The organism is Brevundimonas sp. MYb52 (assembly GCF_002979535.1).
Taxonomy (GTDB): Bacteria; Pseudomonadota; Alphaproteobacteria; order Caulobacterales; family Caulobacteraceae; genus Brevundimonas.
The window spans coordinates 16,115-29,437 of record NZ_PCPB01000014.1; the positions used below are offsets into that span (position 1 = coordinate 16,115).

Genomic DNA, 13,323 nt, shown 5'->3' on the forward strand with positions numbered 1-13,323 from the left:
GCGTAAGGGTCAGACCTGACGGCGAAGCGGCAGGGCGTGGCCATAGCTGAGGCGCCGCCACAGCCACTCCAGCGGCCCCATGCGGAAGCGGCTCAACCACAGCGGCGACCAGATCAGTTGCAGGGCCCAGACCGCGACGACGATGGCCCATTGGCCCGGATAGTCGACCTGTCCCATCAGGCGCGGCCCCCACGGCATGTAGAAGAGGCTGGTCATGATCAGGGTCTGGGTCAGGTAGTTGGTGAAGGCCATCTGCCCGACAGGCGCGAAGAGGCGGCGCACCCAGCCGACCCCGCGCGAGGTCAGCAGGATCAGGCCGCTAGCGTAGGCCAGGGTGATGAAGATCGGATAGGAGGCGACGACCTCGGACCAGCCATTCGTGGCCTGAACACCCGGTCCGGCCATGATCTCGCGCCACTCCAGCACGCCCAGCAGGGCCAGGACCGCGCCGCCGACAGCGACCAGGACCAGATAGACGCGGGTGGACAGGCGGCCGTGGAAGAAGCCGATCTTGAACAGGCCCAGGCCCAGCATCATCAGCGGCACAGTGGCGAAGACATAGCCGAACAGGCTGGCGCTCTGCAGCACGCCCCAGGCCTTGAGGTTCTCGATCAGTCCGGCGGGCCAGCCGCTGCGATAGGCGGCGATGCTGGCGGCGACTGCGTCCTCGGCCAGGCTCATGGACTCGTCGCTCAGGGCGTCGACCAGAAGGGCGGGGCCGTTGACCGTCATCCACATCGTGGCGGCCTGCAGAGTCGCCAGAGCCAGGGTTGCAGCGGCGCCAAACAGGATCAGCGAGCGGGCCGACATGGAACGCATCAACATGACGAACAGCCCGGCCCAGGCGTAGAGCAGCAGGATGTCGCCATACCAGAAGGCGGCGCCGTGGATCAGGCCGAACAGGGCCAGCCAGAACAGGCGTCGCCGCAGCAGCCGCCCGCGTGCGGCGTCTCCGCGCTCGCCGCCGACCAGAAAGATCGACGCGCCGAACAGCATGGAAAACAGGGTGACGAATTTCTGATGGAAGAAGACCTCGGTCGTCCAGTGGGCCACGGCCGAGGCGCCGATCAGAGGGAAGGGCGACTGCTCGGGCGCCAGGGCCGCGTCGATGGGCAGGGCGAAGGCGGCGGCGTTGACCGCCAGAATGCCCAGGACGGCGACCCCGCGCAGCACGTCCAGCGTCTGGATGCGGGCGCCCGACCCCACGGGCTGAAGCGTCGTCTGGTCGGTCATGGCGTCGGCCCTCCCCAAGTGAGCCGGATGCTCATGCGGGCTCGGGGCGGCGGGGACACCTTAAATCCGCGTAATGTCAGCCGGCGCCGTTCTGCATCAGGCCCATGCGGTTTTTGACCACCGGCGCGGGCGCAAAGGCGATGAAGGCCACGCACAGCCCCGCCCACAGGGCGTAGCTGACGCCCACCAGCACCGCCAGCGGCAGGCCGGCGACGCCGAAGATCAGCAGGGTGGTTTCCAGCGCGCCGAGGCCCTGAACCAGACTCTGAGAGGCGATCACCGACAACAGCGACATGACCACGGCGATCAGGGTCTGGACGGCGGCGGCCAGCAGCCCGCCGAAGACCATGAAGCGGCAGACCACGCCCAACCGCGTCGAGGGACGGCCAACTCGGGCGTGGGTCTGACGCAGCAGCCACAGACCGATCGGGGCGGCGATCAGGCCCAGCACCAGCAGGACCAGCCGCCAGTCGGTGTCCACGCCCGAGGCCCAGTTTTCCGGCGGCCAGACGATCAGAGTGACGATCAGCGGCGGCCAGGCGGCGGCGGCCAGAGCCGCCAGCACGATCCTCTGGGTCGAGCGCTGCGGCGCGACCCGCTTCAGACCCGGCAGGTCCTCGATCCGGTCGAGACGCGACATCAGCGGGTCGGGACCGGCACGGCGCCGGAATAGTCATAGAAGCCGCGTCCGCTCTTCTTGCCCAGCCAGCCGGCCTCGACATATTTCACCAGCAGCGGGCAGGGGCGGTATTTGCTGTCGGCCAGGCCGTCGTACAGGACGTTCATGATGGCCAGAACGACGTCCAGACCCATGAAGTCGGCCAGTTCCAGCGGGCCCATGGGGTGGTTGGCGCCCAGCTTCAGCGCCTTGTCGATCGAGGTGACATCGCCCACGCCCTCGTAAAGGACATAGATGGCCTCGTTCATCATCGGCACCAGGATGCGGTTGACGATGAAGGCGGGGAAGTCTTCGGATTCGGTGGTGATCTTGCCCAGGCTCTCGGCGAAGGCGACGGCGGCCTCATAGGTGGCGGCCGAGGTGGCGATGCCGCGCACGATCTCGACCAGCTTCATCGTCGGCGCCGGCTTCATGAAGTGCAGGCCGATGAAACGATCCGGCCGGTCGCCGACCGAGGCCAGGCGGGTGATCGAAATGGACGAGGTGTTGGAGGCCAGCAGGGTGTCCGGACCCAGGTGAGGCAGAAGATCGACAAAGACCGCCTTCTTGACGGCTTCGTCTTCGGACGCCGCCTCGATGACCAGATCGGCCTGAGCCGCCTCGGCCAGGGTGGCGACGGGGCGGATGCGGGCCAGGGCCGCGTCGGCCTCGGCCGGGGTCGTCAAGCCGCGCGCCGCGCGCCGCGCCAGGCTGGCCGCGATCTCGCCGAGGGCCAGCGGAATCCGCTCGGCCGACAGGTCGTAGAGCCGCACCTCATAGCCGCCGGAGGCCACCGCCTGAGCGATGCCCGAACCCATTTGCCCGGCGCCGATAATGGCGACTGTCCTGATCGTGGTCATAAATACGCGCATTTTGCGGTCCCGTCGGGACCCGTCGCGGGCACCTTAGGAGCCCGCCCGCCGTGCGCAAGGGGCGGAATGCGGCCGGATTGAGATTCCTGACCGCCGTGTCCTCGCCTCAACGTTTCGCCTCAATAGGCGCCGACAAGGCCCAGCGCCGCCACATGCAGCGGCGGCAGCAGATAGCCCTGCACGCCCTGGATGATCAGCAGGGCCACGATCGGCGTCAGGTCGATGCCGCCCAGCGGCGGGATGAGCCGGCGCAGCGGCGCCAGGATTGGGCTGGTGAACCGGTCCAGGAACTCGGCCACCTGGGCCACGAAACGGTTGCGGTAGTTGATCACGTCAAAGGCGAACAGCCAGCTGAGGATCGCATTGGCGATAATGGCGAACAGCAGCAACTGCAGCAGCGCGCCCAGCACGAAGAAGATAAAGCCGATGACGCCGGCGCCGATGCCCATGAACGAAGTTCCCTTGAATGCAGACCCGTTTCTAGCGGGGCCTTTCAGGAACGCCAAGGATTCCTCCGCGACCCGTTGACACCCCGCCGCCGCCCCGCTTATCTCCGCCCCTGCCTGTCGGTCGGGGCCGTAGCTCAGTTGGTAGAGCGCGTCGTTCGCAATGACGAGGTCAGGGGTTCGACTCCCCTCGGCTCCACCAGGCGGCTAATCAACTCATTGATTTATAATGAAAAACACCCTTCATCTCAGGCGCTTCTGGCTGTCCTGATGGGCGGTTTGTGTATCTCGATAAGCGCCCGATAAGCAGCCGTCGCCGGCTGGGGGCGAGGGGCCGCACTCGCGCGTGAGAGGGGGTAAAGCCAGAGGGTAATAAATTCGCGCCCTGGCACGGTCATGGGTCCTTCCCCCTCCCCTTGCACGTATACGGGGGAACTAGCTCCAGACGTTCAGAGACGAAGACCTAAAATTTGCATGGCACGGATCGCGCACGGACCGCACGGATGCGACGGCTTGAACCTATGTGCACTCACCTCTGAAGATTGGCGCGCACGGATCGCGGACGCACCCGCACGGATGGTGTGAACCCCGGGAACTACGGGAACCGATCAGCGAGCAAGGGGCGAATGGGGCGGGATAGTAGTTCCCACCTCTCTCTTTCAGGTGGGAACTAATGGGAACTGTATGCCAGTGCCCTAGGATCAAAGGTGGAAATCCCGCGCGCATTGATGCTCCCCCACCCCACCGGCGGTGAGATATACTTGGTGTGTCGGTGTAAACCCCGATGCGAACCGATGTGAATCATGCAAATGTTCGGGGCATGACACTGCAACTTCAGGCTGACGCTGACTTTCCTCAGATGAGGTTCGGTGAGGTTTGGCTGGACGTTGATTGGGAAGCGTTCCAGGTCCCGCGCGGGTCTGCACCAGCCCCTCCTGATCGCACGATCAACTGGTCTCAAGGGCGAACCGGGAGGCTTGGGGAGTTTCTGAGACCTGCAGGCGGATACAACCCTCGGATCCGGATATCTCAAGTCCCTGACTCGGACGCACCTGGGGCTGCGCTGGTCGATGCTTACGAGTTCATCGACCGGGCGTGGCTGGCCGACGAACTGCCGCTGATGATCAAGGAAGCGGAGCGCATCCTCGCACGAACCGGGTTCGTCACTCATTACGGCCAGCACTTTCTCGTTCAGCGCGCTGGGGCCTGGTTCATCTTCGCCGACCCGGGAATGCCGATTGATCGGGGTGCCGTCGAAGAGCGGTATGCGGGCAAGGTCGTATTCGCTGACCCTACTCGGTTCGACTATCTTCCTGAAGCGATCGCCGATGCAGCTGGTGGGGATAGTGGCCGTCTTGCGTGGGCAATGGAGGTGATGAGACGCTCTAAGAGGTCTGCACGATTTGATCGCAGCGCAGAGTTAGAGGTTTCACCTGTTGGGCGGATCGGTGATGCGTTCCGACGTGGTCGACCAGACGAGGCTGCAGCGCATCTGTCTTGGTGGGCGACTGAAATCTACCGAACTGCCTGGAATGACGGCGCCTACTTCGAAGGAGTGCGCGTAAGCGACGCGATCGCTCAGGAGCGCAAGGAAGAAGCATCTGCGGCGCAGATGCTGTCGGATCGTTCTCGGGAGGCTCAGCGCCGTCGGGTTGCATGCGCTAAGTTCATCGCCGGCATCGATCCCGACGGCGGGCTATCGGCCGCTGATCTGGCGCGGCTAGTGCACCAGGCTAGAGCGGCGAACGCTTCGACTTTCGCCGGGATCCGGTTGATGGATAGCCCTCGTGAAACGGCGAAGGAGATTGCTCAGATTCGTAAAGAGACGCGTCGAAAGGCGGCGGCTTCTAAGCTTCACGCGGATCTGAAGGTCGCCGTCGAAGCCCTTTTAGAAGACGACTAGTCGCGCACGAATGCGCGTTTCGGGCAACCTCAGCTTGCCCGTCTTAATGGCGGCGCACGTGTGCTTTTTTGGCGACTTGTTTCGACGCGGCTGGCTGTCGCGCCGCGCTCGCCAATCAGGAAGCATGCCGCATGCACAATCCCACAAGCGTCCAGCTCCAAGCTGCCCTCCAAGGAAACTTCGACGCCGAAATGAAGGCGGGTCTTTCGCGAGTTCAATCGGCGCTGCAGAAGGCCATCTTTGAATACGCACAGGAAACCCAGACGAAGTGGCGTCAGGACATACTCGCGTCAGGCCTAAGCAATGCCCAGAAACTGGCGAAGACGGTGCGGGTGAAGCGCTATCCCAACGAAGGGATGAATCCGGCGGCACAGGTCTATTCTACCTTTCCGCTCATCCAGCGTGCGTTTGAGCAAGGCGAGGTCATTCGATCGCGAGACGGCAACTGGCTGACGATCCCAAACCCAGACGTTTGGCCTGGGGGGCGTGTGCGGCGCCAAGGCGGACGCGGCGTCAGGGAGCGAGAATCCTCGGTAGGCATCGCCGAGAGGCGCTTCGGCCCGCTACGTTTCATCTACAATCCTCATGGCGCATCCATGCTGGTTACGGACGCACGCCGTAGCCGGACCAAGGCAGGCACCTTCCGATATGCGAGCGCCACGGCGACCAGGCGGGGCAATGTCGAAACGATCGTCGTCTTCTTCCTAGTGAAGCAGGCCCGGCTTCCACGCATGCTTCGCGGCAAGGTCATCCGCGATCGGGCGGCGCGAAACGCGGATGCGAGCATCGAGCGGTTGTTCGCTCGGCATTTTGAACAGGCTGCCGCCGGTCCAGCGCTTCTCGGATCTAGTCAGTCCGAGTGACGTGGCGGTGCGACCTAGTCCGTGGCCATTGGCGGAGGGTGCTAGGAGTGATCGTCTCCCCATGAAGGGCGAGAAGACGAGTCAAACCAAAGCGTTAGAATCGTTCGTAATTCTGGTTTGACTTGGTCGGCAGCGAAGCTCAGAATCCATCGGTCTCTAGGCTCGGGCTGTGGGTTCATTCCGTGGCGTCCGTGCAGCTCGCCCGTCAGGAGATGGGCTATTCAGGCGGCGGAGAAGACGGGCCTAGAGACGCCGGCTCCACCATTGCGCCGGGTAACCGTAGTGCTTGAAGATCTCGAGCTGCTCGACCTGGACATTCAGATTTCCCCACTTCGGCATGAGCTTCACGCCATAGCCCGAGATTTGGCCGCCTTGACGATCCGGCCATCGCGCCATGCGGCTTTCGAGCGCTGTGGCAAACCGGGGATCGCAGGCTCGAGTGTCGTAGAGGTCTGCCGCTTTGAAGAAGGCGCTCGCGACGATATCGGGCATCTTCAGTCCCGCGTGGCCAGCGTGGTTCTGGATGAACATCAGCTCGCGATGGAAGGTGTCGTACGACAGGTTGCCCCATTTCAGGACCTGATTGTCGCCCTTGAAGCGCAGCCAGTCGAAATAGGCATTCATTTGGCTGTACGACAGGCCGCCGCGCTCGCTGAAGATCAGCTTTGTCAGCCGGGTCTCGCTGTGGTCAGCTCTTGAACGGTGCTCGACAAAGTGAGTGACCCGCTCGAGGAGCAGGCGGGTCATCCAGCAGTAGAACCAGTTGTCGCTTGGGATCTTCTCCGCGAGCAGGTTGCGGTGGCCGCGCATGTTCTGCTTGTTCGAGCAGACGACGAAACAGCGGACCGGAAGCTCGGCGAGGCGGGCGCAGACCGCAAGCTTTCGCGTGGGCGAGAGTTTGGCGAAGTGAAGATCCCGCATCTGATGGCTGCCGAGGGAGGCCGTGAGATCGGAGATCCAGCCGCCGACGTCGGCTTCATGCTCCGCGCGGATTACCACGGCGGCGACCATCAGCCATTCGCTGGAGCCTTGGACGTCCAGAGGCTTCACACGCTTGAGGCCAGGGTCCCCAGCCTCGTCGATGTAGGTCACATAGGAATAACTAGGAGCGGAAATGGACGTCACCATGTGTCTAATTCGGTGGCGCTGCTGCGTTACGGCCAGCTCGGTCCAGTTCCCGCACGGCTTGCGCGGCATTGGCGACATAAAGTTCTACGGAGTCAGGCGACAGGGATTCTTCAGGTCGATGGACAACCAAATTTCTAAGCTGCCGTAGTTCATCAATTTGGGCGAGCGTGCTGTGAACTATGAGTTCTTCGTTCGCTAAAATGCGAAGGGCTCGCGTCACCGTATATGGCCTATGTATTGTTGATGTCGCTGATCGGGAAAGCCGATTAAATGCTCGTTCGACGGCGCGTTCTACCTCAACCCAAGCGGTCACGATGGCGTCGATCGGCGCGCGAGGGGTGTTTTCCATCACCTGTTCAGCTGCTGGGTTTTCCTCGTTTTCCGGAACCTCCGGCGCCTCAACGAGACGATCTTGGAACTCTTTGTCGAGACCCAATTCTGTGTCGCCATGTTTGATCGACTTAATGCGCCCAATCAGCGTGGATAGGGCTGACTTAAACATGATAGCCAGTATCAAAACGACCGCTGGCCAAGCAAACGCGGCCATGATGGATGCCACAGCTCCGATAACGGCGACGAGAACCTCGCTTCCTGATCCAGAGCTTTCTGCCGCAGCGGGCGTCACTTGAACGAGAGTTTGGTGGGCTGTTTGAACCGACTGCGACCCCACTACCGATAGCCCTCATGACGAAGGCCGGTTTGGCCGTTTGCCCAAGCTTCGCCGAACATGTTCACGTCTTCCATCTGCTTGCCCAGCACCCCGAGCCAGCCGCCGCTCCATGTGCCGAAAGCAGCCGAACCGTCCGGGCGATAGAGTTGCTCGGGGAGAGTGCGGATCAAATAGACTGGGTTCTGACCCGCTGCGTATTGCTGCCCCAGTTCTACGAAAGCGGGGCCTTCCATGATGAAGACGGGTTTGCCCTGGCGAGCGAGGACGACTTGGCCGAACTTGCGATCCTTTAGCGCTTCGGCCGTTTGAAAAAGCGCCCTGGTCAGGTCGATGGTGGCGGCGCCGTCGATGGCGATCAGGTCAACTGTGATGTTTCGGGGATGGACCAGCCAAGAGCGGTACACGTGGACGCTGGCAACCTTGTTGCGATCGTCATGAGACAGCGCTGTAGCGGCGGGAATCCAGACCATCAGATTGTAGATCAATACAGCGCCGAAGGCTGCGGCAAGAATTCCCAACCAATGAAGGCGCCGAGGCTGCGGCTGCACTGCATCCGGCCCGCTCGGGTCTGTCGTTTTGTCATTGATCATGGTCGCCCCCCTTTGACCAAGGGATAGACGCCCGTAGAGCTTGTGTCGAGTTGACGAACCGGCGTTCAGTTAAGCTGAGGGGGCGAACCGGGTTTGTCGTTTTCCGGGGGCGGTTCGGTTTAGAGACGGCGGCACTGGCAACCAGGCCGGCGTATGCTGAGGTTACTGAACAGCAGGACGAACCGGTTCGTTTCCCAATCTCATGTGCGCAGGGAACCCGTGGCAGGTGTTCCCTTATCTCTTTGTATTCAAGAGGTAATGTCTTGTTTTGCCGAGGGAACACGCCAGGCGCGTTCCCTGCCCGAGGTTATATTGTCGTTATAATTCCATATCTTACCTTGCCGCTAGGCGTGCGTAATGTGTGCGCGGTGATAGCCGCTTCCAGATCCGTCGGGTCTGAGGTCAATTCGGAGGCGTTTGGTACCTGAGTGGGGCTCAGGACCATTGGTAAGGCGAGGCGCTGGACAAGCTGTCCCGGCCTCAGTTTTCCGGCTGGATGTTCACTCGGAAAGGAAGCTTGAATGTCAGGGGGGTGGCCAGTTCCTCTGCAGTCAGCCGAACATCCAAAGCGCCGCCCTTGCCGTCGAAACTTGAATCGATGAGCACGTATGCGGGCTCGAAAACGAATGGATTGTGCTGAGGAAGTTTCGGCCTGCGCAACTCGATGATGCCCGCGGCCGCGTCAACGTGGGGGTAGTCGTCCAAGGCATCTGGTCGCACCATGCCTCCTGGCCCCATCAGAGAGGCCAATGGGAAAGCTGATGCCGTGGCGCCATAGGCCCCGCTCGAGAGGCCGAACGCTTGCGGCTCGCGCGGCGGGCACGGCGCTTTCGGTAGATCTCCAATATCGTCGGCGTCGTTGAGGGCCTGCATCCCTGGGGGGAGGGTGATGTATGCTCGAAAAGAGGAGGCTGGTGCGGAGCCATCGTTCCTTGCGATAAAGACTAGCTCGGCGAGCCTGCTTTCTGTGAAGTTCCACTCAGTGAGGAGCTTGAAGTACCGGTCATAGGACCGGTGATAGTTTTCCAGCTGGCGATTGTAGCCGATCACTTCAATCTGGCTGGGGCCGAGCGCTGACAGTTGCCGGATTTGAGCAAAGTCGAACCGCCCCTTGAAGTTCGGATCCCGAGGAGGGGGGCGGCCGGGGTCGGGAAGGGGTTGCAGCCGTTCGCGCTCTTCGGTCGGAGCCCGCGCGTCTACGGTGGCGGGTTCAGGCAAGGAGATGATCAGGGGGTTGGGGCCCGACGCCCATCCGAGCTTGAGGCGGGGTTCGCGGGCCTTGATGGTGGTCAGTTCCCGCTGGAGCTTTTCGATCTCCTTGCCGAGAGGATCCGGCTCCTCTTTCAGTCGATCTTCCTCCGGTGGAAATATCACCCGGATGGGCCGCCCTCGTGATTTGGCGTGAATGAGCGTGTCGTCGGTGTAGATCGCGACTTCATGCCCTTCGGACTGCAGCATCAAGGCCATCGCGATCAGCCTGTCGTCCGGCACTTGCGGGTCCAGGCCGCCGACAAGAAAGGCGGTTGGCTCCCTGCCGTCGATACTGGGGCCGGCCTCGGCTGTCAGCAGTGTCCTGATCCACGCCTTGAGATCGCGGGCCCGGGCTCGAATTCGCGCAACGTCGTGCTGGCGGGCATGCTTGTCGATTTCTTGCACAGGCACAGCAGTCAGTACGATTTCGACTTCGGATGTGCCGACAATGGCTTTCCAGTTGGCTTGATCGGGCCGCTTGAAATGCAGCAGTGCGTTGGTGTCTGGGAGTATGATCATGGTCTTCCCCTTCACTGGCCCAGCGTCAGCCGCGCGAAGTTGGCGAAGGTGATCGCACCGCCGACAAAGCATCCGTATGAAGCGACGAGGAGGACAATTCCGCTGATATGGATGGCGGTCCCGATCAGCGCCCAACGATCTTCGTCAGGGAGCTCCAGGCGGCGGCTGCCCATTGTCTGGTGGTAGCAATAGACGGTGAAATAGGCGGCCAGTTGGGTGAGTGCGGCCGCGACCAGGCCGACGCAGAAGATCATCATCACCAACGTGATGTGCTCGACGTTCACGGATCGCGCCTTCTCCTGCAGCAGCGAGCCGATGAATGCCAGAATGGCGACCGACGCGCCGCCGTTCAGCGCCATGGCGGCCTTGACGGCGCCGACGGCCCCTTCCCACGCCTGTGCCAGATAGACCTTCTCGATTTCGGCGTCATGGAGGTCAGTCATTGGGGCTTTGGTCCGCGTCGGGCTCGGCTATGAAGCGCAGGAAGGCGCGTCCAATCGGAGTGGTCTGGGACTCTTGAAGGCCCGACCCGCTCATGCTGGTCATCAGGCTCTCTGACTGGATCAAGCCTTCGCGCCCGAGGTCTTTCACGATCCGTTCGAACACGCCCTCCGGCTTTTCCACTTCGGGGTGGGCTCTGACGTAGCCAGTGTGAATTGACCCCATCACCGTATTGCTGACCTGGCGGACGTAGGCCGGGTCTACTGTCGGATCATTGAGAAACGCCAGAACCCTCAGGTGCGTTGGCGAGAAGCGTTCAATGTAGCCCAGGAAGGTCCCGGTCAGCGCATCGTCGAGGAACAGGCCGGCGGCCGCGTTGAGCACTGCGTTTCGAAGAGCGTGTAGCTTCGATTGCTGGTGGGTTTTTTCCGCCCGGGCGGTCGCCTCGATCATGAGGCTGACGAAGCGAGGGTCGGTCGCCAGCGTTTCTGGAGATACGCCCTCAACCCGTCGTGTGACTTCGTCCAGGTCGGCAGCAAGGCGATTGAGCCATGCCGCGCGTCGTTCCTCTACGGGGTTCGACACCAGAAGCTCGAGCACCTCGGTCGCCAACGCGCCGACGCCGGGCAGGGAGCCGAGCGTTGCTTTGGCTGCCCTCCATCCGATTTCGCGCCCGTCCCGAGTAGGCAGCGGCGGGCGGGCTGCCACTTGGTGATCGGATGAAGCGGTCATTGGCGGAGTCCTCACAAGCTGGGCGTGATGCTCGGCTTTGCTCCATCGCAATTCAGCATCTGTCGGGCCCAGCAGACTTCGAACGGCGCCGCTTGGCAAGGCTGGCTTGTGTTCTCGCCCTGACCCTCTCTAGGGCTGCATCTGCGCGGGACGCGCTCTCTGCTTTTTTGCCTCGTTCCGTTTCCATCGCTCGAGTGCCTGGTCCGGCGTCTCGTGCAAGACGTCATCCCAATCATTCGGCTTCTGGCTCGGTGGCGGCTCTCCGATGATGAGGCGAAAGCCGCCCGAGGGAGGGAAGTCGACGGCGCCGACCGTCTTGCCGGCGGCCTCGACCGCCGAGAGGGCGCGACGGATTTCAGCGGCTGTGAAGGTGGTTTTGTTCCGCTTCGGGGCGGCCTCGCGCTCATGATCCCGCTGAGCGGTCTCAAAGTCTCGTAAAGCTTCGGCGCGTGCGAGCGCCTGGATAACTTTCAGCAGTGCGGGATCAAGAGGTGTGCTGTCTTCAGGCATCGCCCGCCGGCGCCGGAAGCGCAGCCTGACCCGCCTTTGCATCTGCTAGTGCTGCGGTTTTTGAGGCACCCAGCGCAACCGCCTTAGAAAATCGTTGCTGACGCTTGTGTCGCTCAATGTACCAGTCGTCGATGAGCGACTCGATCAGCTCAATCAGCACCTGCGCTTCCTCGGGATCGACATCGACGATGACGTTGACGTCGGCTTCCATGTGGGCGCCGATGTTGCCCACTTTCCGCAGAGCCGTCAGCGCTTCGATGCTGTCGACGGACACGCCTCGTGGCGCATTGCCTTCTTCAACTGCCTTTTCCAGCGCGCCGATCTCTTTGAAGAGGGTCGACGGCTTCACCTGGCCGAAGTCCCGGATCATGCCTTGGAGGCAGCGTCGCGCCAACGTGGCCGAGGCTTTGGGGCTGAGGTCGCGGATTAAGCAAGCCTCAGCGTAATCTTGCCTGATCGCGCTGGGGACGTAAGAGGGAATGGGCCTGCTACTGCCCTCAGGAATCAAGCGGCGCCACACTAACGGACCTTTGTCCTTGCTTGGTGCGTATGCGCCTTGCACCCTTGTGTAGGGAAGCACTCCAATCTGAACTAGGGGCTTCTGACACTCGTCATTGGCACAGATTATGGCGGTGGCTCGAATGCCAAGTGCCCCGTCTTTTCCGGGGTCCTGAAGATAGAACGGCTCCTGAATCGTCGCGTACTTGTTGCTGGTAGCAGTTTGGGGGCGATCGCAGGAGGGACAGACCCAGTTGAAGGCGCTCAAAGCAATTTCTCCAGCACAGCGCGAATGGCGGCAGGGCGCGTGAGCGAGGCGTCGTTCGTCTTGATCCAGGCGTCAAGTTTCGCGAGCTGATCAGGATGGAGGCGGACAAGAACAGGTGTCCCCTGGCCAGTTGCCGGGCGGCCCCCTCGGTTTTTGATATCAGGTCTTGACGCCATAGTTGACTTGATATCATAAACGTCGGGCTGAGCAAGCGCGCCAACGCTTTGCTCAGCCCTAACCGCAACCGATCCTCTGGAGATCAGGTCATGGCTTCACACGCCAATAGCACAGGCACGCCCTGCGCACAGCCGGGGCTCGACGCCCGTTTCCCCTATGTGATCGATCCCGATCACCGACAGCCGCGCCCAGTCGATCTGCCGGCAGAGCTGCACGACTTCTTCGACGCTGCCGTTCATACCTTCGAGGCCGAGCCCGCCGGCCATGTCCAGGACGGCAACCTGCCTGCAGTCGGCTTCGATCCTGACGCTTGGATCGAACGGCTCGCCATCGTCGGCGGGGGTGTGTGGTTCAGCCTGGCGCTGTCCATGTCGCCTGATGGCGATGTCGGCGCCGCCTTGCCGATCTGGGCCGAGATCCGCGAACCGATCGACGCCGAAGCGCGACGAGCGGCGATCGCCCGCGCCATGATCTTGCGGGAAGCCCGCAACATTCTTGCGGATAGGTCCGGGACAGAGGCGACGAACCGGGTTCGTCAGGCCGAACCGGAGGCGGGCCGATGAT

General features: G+C 62.3%; 15 protein-coding genes and 1 tRNA gene. 4 read left to right on the forward strand and 12 right to left on the reverse strand.

The window, feature by feature from the left end; genetic code table 11:
• Positions 1 to 9: 9 nt before the first annotated feature.
• The 4 genes from CQ039_RS13620 to CQ039_RS13635 form a co-directional block, all read right to left on the reverse strand.
• Positions 10 to 1,233, reverse strand: a complete 1,224-nt coding sequence (locus CQ039_RS13620; RefSeq protein ID WP_105564821.1) for a DUF418 domain-containing protein — start codon at positions 1,231 to 1,233, stop codon at positions 10 to 12.
• 76 nt (positions 1,234 to 1,309) lie between these two features.
• Positions 1,310 to 1,873 (reverse strand): hypothetical protein, encoded by a 564-nt coding sequence (locus CQ039_RS13625; RefSeq protein WP_105564822.1) that lies wholly within the window; start codon positions 1,871 to 1,873, stop codon positions 1,310 to 1,312.
• A complete protein-coding gene (locus CQ039_RS13630; RefSeq protein WP_105564823.1) occupies positions 1,873 to 2,751 on the reverse strand; it encodes a 3-hydroxybutyryl-CoA dehydrogenase in 879 nt (292 codons plus the stop codon). Before CQ039_RS13630 ends, CQ039_RS13625 begins: the two co-directional genes overlap by 1 nt.
• 131 nt (positions 2,752 to 2,882) lie before the next feature.
• Positions 2,883 to 3,212, reverse strand: coding sequence for a YggT family protein (locus CQ039_RS13635; RefSeq protein ID WP_105564824.1), 330 nt, complete (start codon positions 3,210 to 3,212; stop codon positions 2,883 to 2,885).
• A 123-nt stretch (positions 3,213 to 3,335) separates the two neighbouring features.
• Here CQ039_RS13635 and CQ039_RS13640 point away from each other — a divergent pair.
• The 3 genes from CQ039_RS13640 to CQ039_RS13650 all read left to right on the forward strand — a co-directional run bounded on the left by CQ039_RS13640 (position 3,336) and on the right by CQ039_RS13650 (position 5,975).
• A tRNA-Ala gene (locus tag CQ039_RS13640) sits at positions 3,336 to 3,411 on the forward strand.
• A 618-nt stretch (positions 3,412 to 4,029) separates the two neighbouring features.
• Positions 4,030 to 5,112 carry a hypothetical protein gene (locus CQ039_RS13645; protein WP_105564825.1) on the forward strand — a complete coding sequence of 361 codons (1,083 nt, stop codon included), beginning with the start codon at positions 4,030 to 4,032 and terminating at the stop codon, positions 5,110 to 5,112.
• Between the two features lie 131 nt (positions 5,113 to 5,243).
• On the forward strand, positions 5,244 to 5,975 hold the full coding sequence (locus CQ039_RS13650) for a DUF6441 family protein (protein ID WP_105564826.1): 732 nt from the start codon (positions 5,244 to 5,246) through the stop codon (positions 5,973 to 5,975).
• Between the two features lie 243 nt (positions 5,976 to 6,218).
• Here the strand turns inward: CQ039_RS13650 and CQ039_RS13655 are convergent, their stop codons facing one another.
• From CQ039_RS13655 to CQ039_RS13685, 8 genes are all read right to left on the reverse strand, one after another.
• A complete protein-coding gene (locus CQ039_RS13655) occupies positions 6,219 to 7,103 on the reverse strand; it encodes a DUF3800 domain-containing protein (RefSeq protein ID WP_105564827.1) in 885 nt (294 codons plus the stop codon).
• A gap of 4 nt (positions 7,104 to 7,107) precedes the next feature.
• The gene (locus tag CQ039_RS16565) at positions 7,108 to 7,650 is read right to left on the reverse strand and encodes a hypothetical protein (RefSeq protein WP_146112064.1); all 543 of its coding nucleotides are present in this window, start codon (positions 7,648 to 7,650) and stop codon (positions 7,108 to 7,110) included.
• A 122-nt stretch (positions 7,651 to 7,772) separates the two neighbouring features.
• Positions 7,773 to 8,363 (reverse strand): hypothetical protein, encoded by a 591-nt coding sequence (locus CQ039_RS13660; RefSeq protein WP_146112065.1) that lies wholly within the window; start codon positions 8,361 to 8,363, stop codon positions 7,773 to 7,775.
• 480 nt (positions 8,364 to 8,843) lie between these two features.
• The gene (locus CQ039_RS13665; RefSeq protein WP_158256033.1) at positions 8,844 to 10,133 is read right to left on the reverse strand and encodes a PIN domain-containing protein; all 1,290 of its coding nucleotides are present in this window, start codon (positions 10,131 to 10,133) and stop codon (positions 8,844 to 8,846) included.
• Between the two features lie 11 nt (positions 10,134 to 10,144).
• Positions 10,145 to 10,576 carry a hypothetical protein gene (locus CQ039_RS13670; RefSeq protein WP_105564170.1) on the reverse strand — a complete coding sequence of 144 codons (432 nt, stop codon included), beginning with the start codon at positions 10,574 to 10,576 and terminating at the stop codon, positions 10,145 to 10,147.
• Positions 10,569 to 11,306 carry a hypothetical protein gene (locus CQ039_RS13675; protein WP_105564169.1) on the reverse strand — a complete coding sequence of 246 codons (738 nt, stop codon included), beginning with the start codon at positions 11,304 to 11,306 and terminating at the stop codon, positions 10,569 to 10,571. The genes CQ039_RS13670 and CQ039_RS13675 overlap by 8 nt, the downstream gene beginning before the upstream one ends.
• Positions 11,307 to 11,435: 129 nt before the next feature.
• A complete protein-coding gene (locus CQ039_RS13680) occupies positions 11,436 to 11,816 on the reverse strand; it encodes a hypothetical protein (protein WP_105564168.1) in 381 nt (126 codons plus the stop codon).
• A complete protein-coding gene (locus CQ039_RS13685) occupies positions 11,809 to 12,396 on the reverse strand; it encodes a DUF4145 domain-containing protein (RefSeq protein ID WP_369831561.1) in 588 nt (195 codons plus the stop codon). Before CQ039_RS13685 ends, CQ039_RS13680 begins: the two co-directional genes overlap by 8 nt.
• A 521-nt stretch (positions 12,397 to 12,917) precedes the next feature.
• Between CQ039_RS13685 and CQ039_RS13695 the strand changes: the two genes are divergently transcribed.
• Positions 12,918 to 13,322: a hypothetical protein gene (locus CQ039_RS13695; RefSeq protein ID WP_146113200.1), complete on the forward strand. Its 405-nt coding sequence runs from the start codon at positions 12,918 to 12,920 to the stop codon at positions 13,320 to 13,322.
• Position 13,323 lies beyond the last annotated feature (1 nt).

Bases quoted from the DNA above. Each gene is read 5' to 3' on its own strand.
- CQ039_RS13620 (WP_105564821.1), bottom strand. From the start codon at position 1,233: ATGACCGACCAGACGACGCTTCAGCCCGTGGGGTCGGGCGCCCGCATC.
- CQ039_RS16565 (WP_146112064.1), bottom strand. From the start codon at position 7,650: ATGGCCGCGTTTGCTTGGCCAGCGGTCGTTTTGATACTGGCTATCATG.
- CQ039_RS13635 (WP_105564824.1), bottom strand. From the start codon at position 3,212: ATGGGCATCGGCGCCGGCGTCATCGGCTTTATCTTCTTCGTGCTGGGC.
- CQ039_RS13650 (WP_105564826.1), top strand. From the start codon at position 5,244: ATGCACAATCCCACAAGCGTCCAGCTCCAAGCTGCCCTCCAAGGAAAC.
- CQ039_RS13660 (WP_146112065.1), bottom strand. From the start codon at position 8,363: ATGATCAATGACAAAACGACAGACCCGAGCGGGCCGGATGCAGTGCAG.
- CQ039_RS13625 (WP_105564822.1), bottom strand. From the start codon at position 1,873: ATGTCGCGTCTCGACCGGATCGAGGACCTGCCGGGTCTGAAGCGGGTC.
- CQ039_RS13675 (WP_105564169.1), bottom strand. From the start codon at position 11,306: ATGACCGCTTCATCCGATCACCAAGTGGCAGCCCGCCCGCCGCTGCCT.
- CQ039_RS13680 (WP_105564168.1), bottom strand. From the start codon at position 11,816: ATGCCTGAAGACAGCACACCTCTTGATCCCGCACTGCTGAAAGTTATC.
- CQ039_RS13670 (WP_105564170.1), bottom strand. From the start codon at position 10,576: ATGACTGACCTCCATGACGCCGAAATCGAGAAGGTCTATCTGGCACAG.
- CQ039_RS13645 (WP_105564825.1), top strand. From the start codon at position 4,030: ATGACACTGCAACTTCAGGCTGACGCTGACTTTCCTCAGATGAGGTTC.
- CQ039_RS13630 (WP_105564823.1), bottom strand. From the start codon at position 2,751: ATGACCACGATCAGGACAGTCGCCATTATCGGCGCCGGGCAAATGGGT.
- CQ039_RS13665 (WP_158256033.1), bottom strand. From the start codon at position 10,133: ATGATCATACTCCCAGACACCAACGCACTGCTGCATTTCAAGCGGCCC.
- CQ039_RS13655 (WP_105564827.1), bottom strand. From the start codon at position 7,103: ATGGTGACGTCCATTTCCGCTCCTAGTTATTCCTATGTGACCTACATC.